At 56.9% G+C, this 15,004-nt stretch carries 8 protein-coding genes, 2 pseudogenes and 1 other annotated feature; of the genes and pseudogenes, 4 read left to right on the top strand and 6 right to left on the bottom strand.

Translation table 11 applies throughout. The features are described 5' to 3' along the window. Positions 1-87: 87 nt before the first annotated feature. The 3 genes from THITHI_RS0101180 to THITHI_RS0101165 all read right to left on the bottom strand — a co-directional run bounded on the left by THITHI_RS0101180 (position 88) and on the right by THITHI_RS0101165 (position 3,928). Positions 88-1,611 carry a transposase gene (locus tag THITHI_RS0101180; RefSeq protein WP_018231194.1) on the bottom strand — a complete coding sequence of 508 codons (1,524 nt, stop codon included), beginning with the start codon at positions 1,609-1,611 and terminating at the stop codon, positions 88-90. Between the two features lie 170 nt (positions 1,612-1,781). Further along, positions 1,782-2,624: a hypothetical protein gene (locus THITHI_RS20045; RefSeq protein ID WP_198005559.1), complete on the bottom strand. Its 843-nt coding sequence runs from the start codon at positions 2,622-2,624 to the stop codon at positions 1,782-1,784. Positions 2,625-2,699: 75 nt separating this feature from the next. After that, positions 2,700-3,928 (bottom strand): IS3 family transposase gene (locus THITHI_RS0101165; RefSeq protein ID WP_156820441.1). Its coding sequence is split into 2 segments (ribosomal slippage): positions 2,700-3,649 and positions 3,649-3,928, totalling 1,230 coding nucleotides; the frame shifts between segments, so codons are not numbered across the junction. Beyond that, positions 3,534-3,650 (bottom strand) — a sequence feature (AL1L pseudoknot). It overlaps the preceding gene by 117 nt. Positions 3,929-4,436: 508 nt before the next feature. On the opposite strand from THITHI_RS0101165, the gene THITHI_RS0101155 reads away from it, so the two are divergent. From THITHI_RS0101155 to THITHI_RS20495, 3 genes are all read left to right on the top strand, one after another. After that, entirely contained in the window at positions 4,437-6,005 is a 1,569-nt protein-coding gene (locus THITHI_RS0101155; RefSeq protein ID WP_018231234.1) for a rhomboid family intramembrane serine protease, read from the top strand. 755 nt (positions 6,006-6,760) lie between these two features. Next, positions 6,761-7,813 (top strand): hypothetical protein, encoded by a 1,053-nt coding sequence (locus THITHI_RS0101150; RefSeq protein WP_018231233.1) that lies wholly within the window; start codon positions 6,761-6,763, stop codon positions 7,811-7,813. 265 nt (positions 7,814-8,078) lie between these two features. Then, entirely contained in the window at positions 8,079-8,771 is a 693-nt protein-coding gene (locus tag THITHI_RS20495) for a hypothetical protein (RefSeq protein ID WP_156820440.1), read from the top strand. 195 nt (positions 8,772-8,966) lie between these two features. Here THITHI_RS20495 and THITHI_RS19690 read toward each other — a convergent pair whose 3' ends face one another. Further along, the gene (locus THITHI_RS19690; protein WP_198005558.1) at positions 8,967-10,577 is read right to left on the bottom strand and encodes a DUF6538 domain-containing protein; all 1,611 of its coding nucleotides are present in this window, start codon (positions 10,575-10,577) and stop codon (positions 8,967-8,969) included. 454 nt (positions 10,578-11,031) lie between these two features. Between THITHI_RS19690 and THITHI_RS20040 the strand changes: the two are divergent. Continuing rightward, positions 11,032-12,011 (top strand): annotated as a pseudogene (locus THITHI_RS20040) (IS3 family transposase). 104 nt (positions 12,012-12,115) lie between these two features. On the opposite strand, the pseudogene THITHI_RS19600 reads toward THITHI_RS20040, so the two are convergent. Continuing rightward, a pseudogene (locus tag THITHI_RS19600) lies at positions 12,116-12,610 on the bottom strand (IS3 family transposase); the annotation flags it as partial. A gap of 83 nt (positions 12,611-12,693) precedes the next feature. Continuing rightward, positions 12,694-14,205 (bottom strand): group II intron reverse transcriptase/maturase, encoded by a 1,512-nt coding sequence (gene ltrA / locus THITHI_RS0101125; RefSeq protein ID WP_033336886.1) that lies wholly within the window; start codon positions 14,203-14,205, stop codon positions 12,694-12,696. Positions 14,206-15,004: the final 799 nt, after the last annotated feature.

Genomic DNA, 15,004 nt, shown 5'->3' with positions numbered 1-15,004 from the left:
GTGGAAGACACGCCGGGGCCATGACGGGCGTCTGGCCCTTTCCGAAGGACTCGTTGACCACCTGATCCGAACAGCCTCCTGCCCGACCTACCACCTCATTTCTCCGTAATGCGCCAGCTTCTCGATGTTGTGCACCAGAGCGTATAGCCTCCATTGCCCCTCGACCTTGGCCTTGCCCCGTAGCGTCAGGCGATCCAGCCCTTTGTGATAACGCAGGTTACCAAACGGGGGCTCCACCGTCCCCAGGCGCCTGCCGTAGAGCATCCTCCCTCGCGGGCTGTCGATCTTCTCGCGCATGCGCCGCACGGCCGTGTCGGCCTCCTGCGCCGGCTCCCGAAAGAAAACCACCTGGCGCGGACTCTTCTGCCCGACATCTTTCAGGCAACGGGCTCGCTGCCGACAGGGACCGCAGGCCGATTTGGGCGCAGTGAACTTGATGCCACAGCGTCCGTTGATGCGCACGTTGGCCCCGTTGCGATACAAGGACTTGCCCGCCGGGCAGACACACGTCAAGCGATCGGGATCGTAGCTGAAGTCATTGGGACGATAATGCTCAGGGGGCGGCTTGGGGGGCTTGTACTTGTCTGCATCGACAAAACGCGGGTCGCGCTTGCGAAACAGATTGTCGGCGATGTAGGCGTCACAATGCTGCGCCGCCAGCCACTCCAGATTCTCGCCGCTGTGAAAGCCCGAATCCGCGCTCAACCGGGTGTCGGCAAGAATGTTGTCGCAGAGGTCCAACTCCTGGAAAGACTCCTGCAACCCTTCCAGCACCGGCTTGAGCAGCTCCTGCTCCTGGGGCACCCCGTGGGCCTGCGCCTCGACGATAATCTGATGCCTGGCGTCCGTGACCGCTACTGCCGTGTAGCCCTGGATGACCCCCTTGCCGGTGGCGAGCTTGGCGCTGTCATTGTCGGTGAGGTTGCTCTTGCGCTCCTTGCCTCGAGGACCGAGCTTGGGGCTTGTCTCCTTGAGAAACGCCTTGATCTTCGCGCTCTGTCGCTTGAGCTTCTCGATCTGCCGGGCACCGTGGCCTTCAAGCTCACTATCCGCCTCGCGCCCATCTGCCAGACGATGCGCCTTGAGCATCCGCCGCACCGCCCGATCAAGCTTGCGTGACTTCGACGCCAGCTCTTCGTGCCGGCCGCTCCATACCTTTGACGCATTGGACGGCAGCTTCACCCCATCGATGGCAAAATCCTCCCGCCCAATCAGCCCGGCCTGATCGCACACCAGCAGCACTTCGCGAAACACCGCCTCGATCGCCTCGGGCGAGCGGCTGATGAAGGCGGCGATCGTGGCATGATCCGGCTTGGCCTCGCCGGTCAGCGCCATGAACTGCACGTTCTCGCGGCAGGCCCGTTCAATACGGCGGCTCCCAATCAAACCTCTGGCGTAAGCAAACAGCACCGCCTTGAGCAAGACCTTCGGGTGATAGGCGCGGGCACCAGCCAGATCGTTATCGTAGTGCGCGTCGAACGCCGACAGATCCACCTCATGCTCCATGAGGTGGTGCAGCGCATACTCGAAAGTGCCCGGAAGGATCTGCTTCTCGAAACAGATCGCAACGAATGCATCCTGCGCGAGATTGGTCGGCTTGTAGCGGGGCATCCGTCCCTCCCTGTGCGACTAACCGCTGTTGGCGGGGGTCTATCTCTGCTTTGTCCGTAATTCTAAGCGGTTGGCGCGTTATTCGACAGTCTCAACGCGTTGTTAAGGGGCGCGGAGCCGCAATGCGGCGGAGCGTCCCAGTGAGCGAAGCGAACGACTTGAACAAATTGTTAGGTTTTTCCGGTACCAACGTTTCTCTTAAATTTTTCAATAAGATGCTTGTCATTTGCACTCGCATGAAGCCGTCTTACAGATTCCTCTGTAGCAGACGTTTTACCGAACTTCTTGCCATACACACCAAAAGGTGTGTCTGCCTGCCTCTGCTCAAAGTCACGGAGGATTAGCCGTGTGTTCTCTAACGCATTCAAATACCTACCGGCAATATCGACCAAGTCACGCGTTCTGATATTTGAAATGATGTATCGGTGAATGACTCGGTTTCTCAAATTGTAGAGTGCGCCCAAGTTGTCAAATGTCTCTTGATCTATCACATCGAACTCGAGCGCATCATCGAAGACCTTCCGTTCCATTATTCCTCTATCACCATCCGCCTGGAAGAGATATCGGGTTTCGATGTTATTGGTCTGTTCATTAAGCTGCTTTGCAATTACCAAGCTCAGCCTTAGATAGGCATCTATCTGATTTGCTGCGATTGCAATGATCTCAACGAATGACTCTGAGTCAATTGCGGAGTATAGGAGGTCATGAGATGCCGCGAGCGAACCAGTAAAACGATCAAACTTATCGAGATCAGCGGCCAGCTTACGATCACTCGGCGGGACTATAACAACCGAATTGAGAATTTGATTCACGATCTTGAGCTGTTCCGCAATTCTCTCATCGCCTTCAAGACCGGCATCATAGATATATTTACCTATCAGAGCTTGATCGTGATAAGCGCCGAAGAAAAGGTGTGTGCAGAACTCTGAGTCATCTAGCCTAGACTCCTTCCAACTTAGCTTCTTGACTCCATGTGGATTGGCCTCCGCAACGCTAGGCGCGAGTTCGCTCAACGGGTAACAACTTAGCTGAAAGCAGCCAATGGGATCTGAACCGCCCCGGGAATTGCGGAGGCTGGTTGGTTTAAGTCAAGCCGCCATTACGGCCTGACTGGCGAGTTGCCGATAGTAGTTTGCCTCAGCTTCCACCGGCGGAATATACCCCAAGGGCTCCATCAACCTCTGATGATTGAACCAGGACACCCATTCCAGCGTCGCCAGCTCCACCGACTCCCTGGACCTCCAGGGGCCGCGGCGATGGATCAGTTCCGCCTTGTACAGGCCGTTGATGGTCTCGGCCAAGGCATTGTCGTAGCTGTCGCCACGGCTGCCGACCGACGGCTCGATACCGGCTTCGGAAAGTCGCTCCGTGTAGCGAATGCTGACGTATTGCGACCCGCGGTCGGAGTGATGGATCAGGGCATCGTTATGCTCGGGCTGCCGAGCGTAGAGCGCCTGCTCCAGGGCATCGAGCACGAAGTCCGTGGTCATGGTGCAGCTGACGCGCCATCCCACGATGCGCCGTGCGAAGACGTCGACAACGAAGGCCACGTACAGCCATCCCTGCCAGGTCGAAACGTAGGTGAAGTCCGACACCCAGAGCTGGTTGGGGCGCTCGGCCTGGAACTGCCGATTAACCCGATCCAACGGACATGGCGCCGATCGGTCCGCCACGGTGGTGCGAACCGTCTTGCCACGGCGTGCCCCCTGCAAGCCCAGGCGGCGCATGAGCCGCTCCACGCTACAGCGCGCCACGGAAACACCTTCGCGGTTGAGTTGCTTCCAGACCTTGTCGGCGCCGTAGACCTGGAGGTTGGCCTCCCAGACACGCTCAATGTGTGGAACCAGCCGCTCATCGCGCTTGGCCCGGGCACTGCGCAGATCCGGATTGCGCCGCCGGGCCGCATGGCGCCGGTAGGCCGATGGGGCAACCTGCAACACTTTGCAGATCGGCTCGACCCCATAGGCGTCCCGGTGCTGATCGATGTAGGCGTTTACGACTTCAGTTTGCGGTCGAGCTCCGCCTGCGCGAAAAAAGCGCTGGCGGTACGCAGGATCTCATTGGCGCGCCGTAACTCCTTGTTCTCGCGCTCCAGGTCCTTGATGCGCTGCGTCTCGGCCGTGGTCATGCCTGGCCGCGCACCCGCATCAATCTCCGCTCGCCTGACCCACTCCAGCAGCGTCTGTGGCACGCAGCCGATCTTTGGGGCTATCGACTCCACAACCGCCCACAGCGACGGGTACTCCCCACGGTGCTCCTGGACCATCCGCACCGCCCGCTCACGGACCTCAGGTGAAAACTTGTTTGACTTGTTCATGGCTCCATTCTCTCAAGAGTTGGAGCCTCCGCGATACCCGGGGCGGTTCATTTCTACACGGTAGCGGATTCGATGGATGACCATAGATACAAAGTGCGTATCTGCCAACGGGTGCATGGAAGCATGGGATCATACTGCGACAACGTAGTCATACAGTTTCGGAACAGGACATACATAACTCCCGATGGGTCCAAATTGGTGTTGTCGGTTGAGAAGCTTGGCGAATGGTAAACCGACAAACTCGTGGACCCGGAATCCCGCAAGTACCCGAACTATAGCGAGCTTATCGCCTTTGGACGTTCTCTTCCAGTTCGGCGAGTGGGCGTTTCATTCTCTCTCTCCCAATGCCCGCGCTCTGGGCCACCAGTTCGCTTCGGGTGGCCGTGTTATGAACATGGAAGCATAAAGGGGGTACGCAAAGGACAGTGTCGTGAAAGTACTGCTCTTGTCTTGGCATACGCGTGGCGAGGTGTGAGGGGATGCCACGCGCATCTCGCTACGTGAGTAAATGCTACTGATTCCACTACAAGCAAACCTCTCGTTACTGCGTATACCTTTGATCACGTATGCGGTGATCGGCCTATGCGTGGCCCTTTATGTGGTGCAGTGGGATCGCCAGCACGCGATCGAGCACGAATCGGAGGCGTTTTGTGGCCGTGAAGCAACACGCCACGACACGGACAGCATCGTGGGGCGATTCCTGGGGGCCGAGTATGCGTGTTCGTTCGTACTCGCGGCCTTGCATAATCTGCCTTCGAAGGAGTGGGCGATTCGGTTGGTGGTGGAGGAGTTTCATGAGTACCATACGGAGTTCGACCGGGCAAATGTTGAAAAGGCGGTCTCGCAAATCTACTGGCAGTTCGCCCGTGACGCGCCCCGCAGCCTCGATGCGGCGATCATGTATGACCCGAAAGTGCCCAATCCATTTCGGATGGTTACGAGCGCTCTTGCCCACGCCGATCTCTGGCACCTTATAGGGAACCTTATCTTCTTCTTCGCATTTGCCGGAAGCATCGAGATCGCGCTCGATTCTCGAAAGAGATACATCACGGTCCTTCTCGCATTGGCGCTCGTCACATCGCTCGCCTACTCCCTGACCATGATTGGATCTCCCGATCGCATTCCGAGTCTTGGGCTCTCAGGCGTAGTCATGGGGATGATCGGGCTTTTTGCCTATCTTATGCCCTGGGCACGGATCAGGACGTTCGTGTGGATACTTTTTTATGTGAACGTGCTGCTGGTGCCTGCCTGGATGCTCGCGTTCTGGTTTATCGGCTGGGATATCTGGAACGCGATGCGCCTTGAGGGAGCGACCGACATCGACTACAGCGCACACATTAGTGGTGGTGTGGGGGGGTATCTGATCGGGCTTTTTTGCTTCCGGACGCGAAAGGAAGAGATCGCCCCCCTGGTTGCGGATGAGATCGAGCATCGCCGGGCGGAAAGTGCCGACAAGCTGGGGATTCTCGATTCGGCACGCGTCAGCACCGAAAGGATCGAGATCCAAGAGTGGCACCACAAACAGGAACAGGCCCTTGAACGCTTGCTTGAGCGCGTCTATGGGCTCGCCACCGTAGATCAGGCGGCAGCCGCCACAGCGCTGCTCATCGATGAACTGCCATCTCTTGGCGAGAATGTCGAGCGCCAAGCCATGATCATGGAGCGAATGCTGCAATGGCCTCCCAACCGGACCACGCTGGATTTCGCTCGAATCTATACTCACAGGTTGATCACGCGGGGCAACAAGTACGAAGCCTTGATGGTTTGTGAGCAAGCGCTCAGACACAGCCCAATGTTTCGCCTGTCGGACGCATTCGAGGCGGTGATGCTAGCCGAGTTCGCCGATGAAGTTGGCAAACAAGATCTGGCGCTGGCCTTGGTGCGGGATTTCGAGGAACGCTATGATGGTGGTGGCGACCACGTGCGCGCCGGGTTTCTTGAAGCCCGCTTGGCGTGGGAGTATCTAGGAGACAGAGATCGAGCCAATGAACGCCTGAAAGCTCTGCTTGCGCACAGGGAGCATGCTCTGCATTCTAAAGTAATGGGGCTTGCGATGAGTCTGAAGAGCACGCGTTGACGGGAAGACAGTCCTGGCTCGGACCTTATCATTGCGAATATGGCGTGAAGTCGGCCTTGGGGGGGCACATTGCTGGTCGCGGGGAAGAAATGGCGAGAACGGTGAACGCTTATCCGTAGCATAACCGGAAGCGGATTGCGTAGTGTCGGAAATTCCCCAGGGTCTCGGGAAGCATAAGCGGTGGTCGGTAGACCGACACGGCTAGTTCACAGAAAGTAAGACCATGTCATCCCTTCGTTCTTGAGAAGAAGAGATCGGGCCTTATCCTTATGTGTAGGTATGGAGTTGTTTGTCCTATGGTCCCCCGAACCAATGGGGTCACAAATCCAATTTAAACCGAGAAACGCATTACATGAAGTACGAGGAATTAATGAACGATGGCGACTATGAGAGGCGTCTAGTTTACATAGGAATCCGTTTTTCTTAGAACCATCCTGTTCTTGATCGTTGTTCTGAGTGCGGCATCCATTGCCACCACGCGTACATAAGAGGAGAGTGGCCATTCTGACGATGGGCGCGCAATCATGGAGGCATTTGTAGAGATTATTAGAATACGGGATAATTCTCCCAGGCTGTAGTAGTCGGCAGTACTGGAGTGTTCTCAGATTGTGCCTAAGCGGAATCTCTACATAAGAATATCATTGCACTTCAGATACATCGATATTTCTACCGATCGCAGGCAGGTATCGGAGCTACTTCTGCCGACGGTTAACATTTAGTACCCCTAACGGGACACGAACCTGGAGTGCCTTATAATGCGAAGATTAGTCCTTAGGAGTCTCGCACTCTGCGGCATTTTGCTAGCCCTGCCTGCCCATTCATGGCCGAAGATCACGCTTGGTGAAGAGGTGGAGTTTTGCCGAGAAGTATACGAGGTCGCCGATGCCATCTATCGCTCGACGTCGTCTATCAGGAGCGAGTTCAAAGCCATGCAACTTTTCACCCGAGAAACGGTTCTCGGGCCCGCCGAACCGGATTTGACGGGCGGTGATTCGTTAAAGACGCATCCAGACGTGTTCGACAAAGTTCGAAATCGCCACAATGTTCGTGGTAACACATACTGGCAAAAAGTCCCGTATGGGGACTATCGCTTTGTCCTACACGAGACGCCGGTCGGATGGCGAGGCGATATCTATAATCTTTTCGAGTGGCCAGCAGATTCGTCGATCGAGGAGTTTTGGGACCATTTCGCGAAGTACCGTCACATGAGCGATGTGGAATCGGCGTTCATAAGCGGTGCATGGGACGCGCCCCTTGTGTTCTCCACAGACGAGAGCGACGGGTTGTGGGTGTTTGACGTTGGGCGTGTCCAGGGACTCGGTCATTATTTCGGAACCTGGGAAGTGTACTCGGTATCAGTCAACGGTGCGGATCTCGCTTGCAAGATCGCGTTTGGCCCCGAAGTGGAACATGCGTTCCTACTGCTTCCAGAGCCCGTGCGAGCCTTAGCCGAGTTACTAGAGCTCACGTTAGGCCAAGACACCGGCGCAACCCTTATGCCTATCGCTCGTATCGCATTCGCCACGCGCACCTCTTGGGCCAATGCGGTGTTTCGGCCTTGGATCAGGGCGCCGGCGTACAACACAAGAACCCAGGTCGAGCGTGGTCTAGGGGCTTGGGCGGAAAACGATGAATGGAACAGAGACCTCTACGAACGAATCAAGGCTCAGTATCCGCAAGCAGAGCGCGCCCTCGCCGTGCACTATGAGGAGCAGTTCCATTACTCGAGCGATGACGCCAGTTCCTTGGCACGAGAGGTTCTAGACAGTGTGTATCGGCAACACTATGTGTTCCGAAGAAGCCCGTGACGGCTGGTGGTAGGGGGGCACAGTCACGTCGATAGCTCTAAGGGATTGATCTTGGCAACCTAGGCGCGACTTCAGCCGACTATTAGAAACTGGGAGGTTACCACCATACTGTGATCTGTGAAAAAATTCACTCAGAGTTTTCTGTTCGGACAGGGCATCGCTTGGTATGCGCAGTTTCCCACATCAAGCGGGATTCGGAGTCCTGGGTACGCCCACGGAAACCCGAAATTCCTCACCCGGCCATGTTACTAAGGAGGGCGATCCGGTGAAGTTCACTGTTTTTATCGTTTTGACATTGCTTCTAATTGGGTGTCAAGCGAGTGAACTAAAAACCGTTGAGTTTGCCGCGAAAGCGCATCAGGAGTGCCTGATCAATCAGGTATTGCCAGATGACTGCGATGACTCAAAGCGAGCACTGCTCCTCGCGGACTTGCGCGCAACTCAAAGCGGGCTGTCCCGCGACAGAATATCCGCCAGTCGCGGTATTGGCGCAAACATTGTTGTCGGGGATCCATCTAATAGTCCATATCAACGCGTTTTGCGCTCCCTGGAAGGGAAGCCGTTCTATGTCGATCCGGAGAGAGACAACTTCCTCCCCTATTTGAATAAGTGCAAACACGGTCTTTCTGTTAACTTGCGTGGTAAGGATATGGTGCGCGCGGTGGGCTACATCGATAGGGGCGCGGGAATTACTTTTTTTCTTTTGGAAACAAAAGAGCCATGTAGGCCTGATGACTATCTCCAGATAGATGAACAATTCCCATATTTGTCAGAGGCACAAGCCAGTAGATTGGCTTCCGGCGAGTACTGGAGGAATAATCAAGAGCGAAACTGGCCGTATTCTATTCAACCGCGTCCGGCGGATAAAGAGATACGTGTAGAACGCTTTGGCAAGATGAGTGACTTTCGCGCAAGATTTGAAGAACTTTCAGGGAGAAACCTTGGGCCGGAGAAGTGACGCCAGATAGGACGGCCAATCTACCACTCGACCCTTAGCAGACTGTTGAGAAACTCGGGTTCTACCCCGGTTGCACGGACACGCCCTGTATGCCCTGTTCGTAGGGGCACTTACCCGCGTTTCATGGGCGCCCGAATCTTACGACTGAGAGGAGTCTATGAGAGAGGAGCAAGACAAGGTGGGGGATGCCCTCTTTCACGAGTCATCAGCCACTATCACTGGCACGTCCAACCCCGGATACTTGATCGTTCCGATGGCTTCGTTCAGGCGTCGCAGCGAGAAACTGCTGCCGTAGCGGCGACCCATTTTCTGCGAGTTGGCGTGCCCCATGAGGGCATCCGATATCTCTTCGTCGAGCCCCGCTTCGCGGCAGGCATCGCGAAAGGTGTGACGAAAGGAATGGAATACCTTTCGCCGGTCGCTTATGCCGAGCTCTTTCCTCAGGTACTTCATGAACGCCTTCGAAAAAGCGGCCGAATATTTGCCATGGCGGTCGGGTTTCAGGGCTGGGAACACCTGCATCGCCCCCTGTTCGCGCAATCGTTCAACATACCGCACGAAACCCACCTTGATCAGGGCCGGGTGCAGCGGCAGACGGCGACGCGAGGCCAGGTTCTTGAGGCGCTTCGTGCGGGGCTGCGCCCCACCATCTTCAGTGGTCAGGTCATCGATGATGAGGCAGTGCATCCCGTCGATCTCTCGGACATCCTCCACCCGCAGTTGCGCGAGTTCTTCGACACGACAACCTTGGTAGAGCGACAGCAAAGGAAGCCAGGCGCTCGCTTCCCCAACCCGACGGTCCAATTGCTTGCCGGCCATATACACGGGTGAGCAGAAGATGCGCTTGAGGTCGTCAAGGTCGAAAGGTAACCGGCTCCGGCTGTCGCTCTTGGGGATGGGGATGCGCTGGGCGGGGTTGACCGTAAGCTTGCCGTTGTTGATGCCGACGTTGAACAGGGCGCAGAGAAATGTGATCTTCTTCTCCACGGTCTTCGGGCGTAACCCCAGCCCGATGAGGTGGTCGCGGTAGCGAATGATGTCTTGACGGTTGATCGCGGCAGCGCCCTTCCGGCCAACGACATGCTGGAAATCCTCAAGCACTCGGCGCACATCATCGAGTGTGCGCTGGGGACGGCGGGGATCGAAGCGTTTCCAATCCTCGTAGATTTCATCCAGCCCAGGCCCGTCGGCTACAGGCGGTGAAGATGCAGTGGCATGCCGGGTGAGCGGCGGCTCAGGTGTCCAGATCACCTCGCCCGCATCGCGTACCAGCTGCTGGTCATGTACTTCGGTGACGGTTTGCAGGAAACGATACAACAGGCTGCGATAGTGGCCCTCGTCTCCGCGCAGTTCTACACCGAGCAGGTGGAGGAAGGTCTGCAAGGCAGGCTCAATGCGCTCAAGGCGGCTGCGTTGCAAGGCCTCCGTGAGTAGCTCGCGGGTGGCGCGCCGCTGAGCTGCCCGTTCCTCGAACTCCTCGCTGAACAGGGCCTCTTGGCGACTGTACTCGTCGCCGGCCAGGGCATGGTGGCGCCACAACGCGCAGATTTCCTGGATGACGTTGTCATCCAGGAGCAGCTGGGTCTTCTCGCCATGGCGGGCCCGGAGTTCATCCCGCAAGCGCTGGCAACGGCGGTCGAAGCTCGCTGAGGCTTGGCGTGCCAGCCGGCAGGCCTCCCGGTGGTCCTTGGTCTTGAGCGAGAACCTTTCCTCGCGCTTGCCTAGATAGGGCTGAAGGTCGACCGGGATCTTGGCCCTGAAGTAGTACGTGGAATCGCGTTTCAGCAGGTGTGTTTGTTGGCTCATATCCGACATCTCGGTGTACCCCCGTGGTGTACCAGTCGGATATGTATAGGCACCGAAGGGTCAAGTGCTTGCAACCCTTTCAATACCTTAGAAAAATTTGGCGGAGAGGGTGGGATTCCCCCGATCCGCTAAATTTACGTGTTATTTCAACATGTTACGCATGCTGAATTCTTGACTGGTGTACCACCGAGGTGGTTCAGGTAACTTCAAGGAAAATTATGGTTCAATCAGACCATTGTATCAACATCAAAAGTCATAGCTTCCGCCGTTCTCCGCAAGCCACGGGGGTCAAACCCGGCACAGGTGATGGACCTTCTCCGACGGACGGGCTTCTGCGAAGCGCACGTTAATCCAGGGAACGTCTGGACAAGTGACGTCGAACTGTCCCCTTCCCCGATAATAGGTCCATGGATAACTGGAGGTCTTCCGGCACACTAAGCCGAGGAGGCCCGAGATGCGCAAGAGCCGTTTTACCGAGACCCAGATCGTTGCCACGCTGAAGCAGGTCGAAGGAGGCCGCCAGGTCAAGGATGTGTGCCGGGAACTCGGCATCTCCGATGCGATCTACTACGCCTGGAAGTCCAAGTACGGTGGCATGGAGGCGGCTGATGTTCGGCGTCTCAAGGAACTTGAGGAGGAGAACAGCCGCCTCAAGCGCATGTACGCGGATCTGGCGCTGGAGAACACGGCGCTCAAGGACGTGATCACAAAAAAGCTCTGAGGCCGGCGCACAGGCGCGAGTTGGTGGCTGGGCTGATCGAAGAGCACGGACTGAGTGAGCGCCGGGCCTGTGCGGTGGTGGGCATCTCGCGCTCGGTGTCCCGTTACAGCCCTCGCCCGGACCGGGATGAGGAAGTCATCGCGGTGCTGCTGGAGCTCTCCGAGACCTGCCCGGAACGGGGATTTTCGAAGCTCTACGAGCTCATCCGTCGCCGGGGACTGCCCTGGAACCACAAGCGGGTGTGGCGTGTGTACTGTGATCTCAAGCTCAACCTGCGGCGCAAGGGCAAGAAAGGGCTACCAAAGCGCGAGCCCCAGCCGCTCGCAGTGCCCGAGGCGGTCAACGCCACCTGGTCGGCGGACTTTATGTCCGATGCCCTCTGGGATGGTCGGCGGTTTCGCACCTTCAACCTGGTCGATGACTTCAATCGGGAGGCGCTGGCGGACTGGGCCGTGGAGAATGGCGTGGAGCTTGAGTTCATTCAGCCTGGCCGTCCAATGCAGAACGGCTTCATCGAGCGGTTCAACGGGAGCTACCGCCGCGGGGTGCTCGACATGTACGTCTTTCGGACCCTCAATGAGGTGCGAGAGCATACGGAGCGCTGGCGCCGCGATTACAACGAACAGATCCCCCACGAGTCACTGAACGACATGACGCCGGTCGAGTACCGGCAGATCCACCAGCCGGAAACCTCCAGTATTGCGTGGACCTAAACAGGGGAAGTTTACACTCAAGTCCCAGTTATCGTAGCTCTTAGATATCTACAAATCCGGTGAAGTGAACCGCCCCGGGAATTGCGGAGGCTGGTTGGTTTAAGTCAAGCCGCCATTACGGCCTGACTGGCGAGTTGCCGATAGTAGTTTGCCTCAGCTTCCACCGGCGGAATATACCCCAAGGGCTCCATCAACCTCTGATGATTGAACCAGGACACCCATTCCAGCGTCGCCAGCTCCACCGACTCCCTGGACCTCCAGGGGCCGCGGCGATGGATCAGTTCCGCCTTGTACAGGCCGTTGATGGTCTCGGCCAAGGCATTGTCGTAGCTGTCGCCACGGCTGCCGACCGACGGCTCGATACCGGCTTCGGAAAGTCGCTCCGTGTAGCGAATGCTGACGTATTGCGACCCGCGGTCGGAGTGATGGATCAGGGCATCGTTATGCTCGGGCTGCCGAGCGTAGAGCGCCTGCTCCAGGGCATCGAGCACGAAGTCCGTGGTCATGGTGCAGCTGACGCGCCATCCCACGATGCGCCGTGCGAAGACGTCGACAACGAAGGCCACGTACAGCCATCCCTGCCAGGTCGAAAGTAGAGTAAGAAGCAGGGCGTAGTCGCACTATTTCCCTGCTTCTCCTCTCCGAACCATACGTGCACCTCTCAGCGCATACGGCTCTCCATTCAAGCTTGACTCATCGCCATAGCAACATCATGGTAGCGTGAGGTAACGGTATTCCGTAGTTCATCCCGAGTGATATACGGGTTGGTTTCAGGATTCCGCCACCGGAATTGGCCTTTGCGACTGGTGACCAGTCGCCGCAGCGTCACTCCACACAGATTGCCTTTACCGCTTCGTCCGAATAGCTGCCAGATCTTGGCTTTGCCATCAGCAGGGCGTCGGACCCATTGTCGCATCAGTGATTTGATCGAGGTCCGGTATTTCCGTGCCAGCCAGTGTGCGAGTTTCCAGAAAATAATTCTATCCAGTTTTCCGTACATGACCGCGGTATAGTCCGTAAATTGGTAGAAGTTGGCCCATCCCGCCAGTTGGCGATTCAGGCGCTCCACCAGATCAATCTTGTTCACGCTATAATTGCCGGATAGCTCGTTAACCAGCTTGTGGGCGAAGTTTCGGAACTTGTCCATGGGTATCGTCGTCACGGGGCGCATCGTACCCCTTGGCCCCCGTTTGCGAATGATGCGATGTCCCAGAAAGGCAAACCCGTCGTTGACGTGGGTAATATGGGTTTTATCCATATTGAGCGTCAACCTGAGAGTGCCTTCCAGAAACGCCCGGCATTCCTCACGAAGGGCCTCGGCGTGCGCCTTGTTTCCCTTGACGATGATGACAAAGTCGTCAGCATAACGACAATATGCCACCGCCGGTAACCATTGCCGATGTTCACGAAGGGCAATGGGTCGTTGACGTTTGATACTGTCATTCCAGTACCAGCGATCCTTCCGGGCCTTTGGGCTCAGGTATTTCGCCTCCAGCCATTGATCAAACTCATTGAGCATGATATTCGACAGGAGCGGTGAGATGACCCCGCCTTGCGGCACACCTTCGCCGGCAGCCTGAAACAGGCCTTTATCGACATGGCCTGCTTTGATAAATCGCCAAAGCAACGACAGGAAGCGTGCATCCCGAATCCGCTGCCGCACACAGCTCATCAACAGCTTGTGATGCACCGTGTCAAAGTAGCTGGCCAGATCACCTTCGATCACCCAGCGACCCGACGTATCGGTACTGTCCTGAAGCTGGAACTTCACGGTACGGACGGCGTGATGCACACTGCGCTCCGGACGGAAGCCATAGGAGAGACGGTGAAAGTCGCTCTCCCAGATAGGCTCCATGACCATGAGCATGGCACGTTGTACGATCCGATCCCGAAGGGTCGGAATACCCAGTGGTCGTTGCTTGCCGTTGGCCTTCGGGATATAAACGCGCCTTGCCGGCTGCGGCTGGTAGCTACCTGCCAACAGATCGGAGCGTATCGTGTCCAGTTGGTACTGGAGATCACGCTCCATGGCCTGCTTGTCCATACCGTCGATGCCCGGTGTCTTTGCACCACTGGATGCCAGTGTCACGCGGGCGGCCTCTTGCAACCATGACCGGTTAGCAATCATCCTCAGCAGACGGTCGAACTTGCGCTCGGTATCCGCCGAGGACCATGTGGCCAGCTTGCTCTGCATTTCGCTGATTATCAAAGGTCTTCACCTCGCTACCGGCAGGTAATCTGCCGAGCAAACCACTCGAACTGTTCCCCTTCGCCGTGTAGCAGGTTTTCCCTGCCTCCGACTACTACGGGAACTCCGCCAGCCTATCGATCATCGGGGCCACATTCCCTTATCATCTCGATAGACCTTCCCCAGTCCACATGCCGGACTCAAACGTATTGGTGAGGTTGCCGATCGCAGTCTTTGCCCTTGCGTGCCGCAAGTCGCCACAGACGCCACGGTCTGACTATGTTCTCCCCGTGGCACCCTACCTGCTGACCTACATATACCGCAGGCATTTGAGAGCTGGGCCGTACTTGTACCCGGCTCTTGTCTGTAAACCACCTGATAAGTCGTGTAGGTGGTGGTGACGTTTCAACCCATAGACGCGGTTTAATCGGTTCGTGTTCCTCAACCTTCCAATACTCAGCCTAGAGACGCATCTTGGCGTAACGACTTCGCCTCACGCCCCGTTTCCCACGGGCTCCGTCACCCTGCCAATGTGCAGCAGGTCACCGCCGCTTCGGCTCGCGCTTTCTCATAGCAGAAAGCGGGCACCCAGTTTATTTCCTCCTTTTCAAAACCAGGATGCATTCCAGACATGCTCAAGCTTCGACAGCATCATCAATGACACCTTCGAAGGATGGGCGCACCGTAGGTGAAGTCCGACACCCAGAGCTGGTTGGGGCGCTCGGCCTGGAACTGCCGATTAACCCGATCCAACGGACATGGCGCCGATCGGTCCGCCACGGTGGTGCGAACCGTCTTGCCACGG

It is taken from the genome of Thioalkalivibrio thiocyanodenitrificans ARhD 1, from assembly GCF_000378965.1.
GTDB lineage: Bacteria > Pseudomonadota > Gammaproteobacteria > Ectothiorhodospirales > Ectothiorhodospiraceae > Thioalkalivibrio_A > Thioalkalivibrio_A thiocyanodenitrificans.
The sequence above is the reverse complement of the archived record's forward strand: the minus strand, read 5'-3'. Positions and strand labels throughout refer to the sequence as shown.

What these genes read in the sequence shown, in the direction of transcription:
- THITHI_RS0101150 (WP_018231233.1), top strand. Translation starts at nt 6,761, where the DNA reads ATGCGAAGATTAGTCCTTAGGAGTCTCGCACTCTGCGGCATTTTGCTA.
- ltrA (WP_033336886.1), bottom strand. Translation starts at nt 14,205, where the DNA reads ATGCAGAGCAAGCTGGCCACATGGTCCTCGGCGGATACCGAGCGCAAG.
- THITHI_RS0101180 (WP_018231194.1), bottom strand. Translation starts at nt 1,611, where the DNA reads ATGCCCCGCTACAAGCCGACCAATCTCGCGCAGGATGCATTCGTTGCG.
- THITHI_RS0101155 (WP_018231234.1), top strand. Translation starts at nt 4,437, where the DNA reads ATGCTACTGATTCCACTACAAGCAAACCTCTCGTTACTGCGTATACCT.
- THITHI_RS19690 (WP_198005558.1), bottom strand. Translation starts at nt 10,577, where the DNA reads ATGAGCCAACAAACACACCTGCTGAAACGCGATTCCACGTACTACTTC.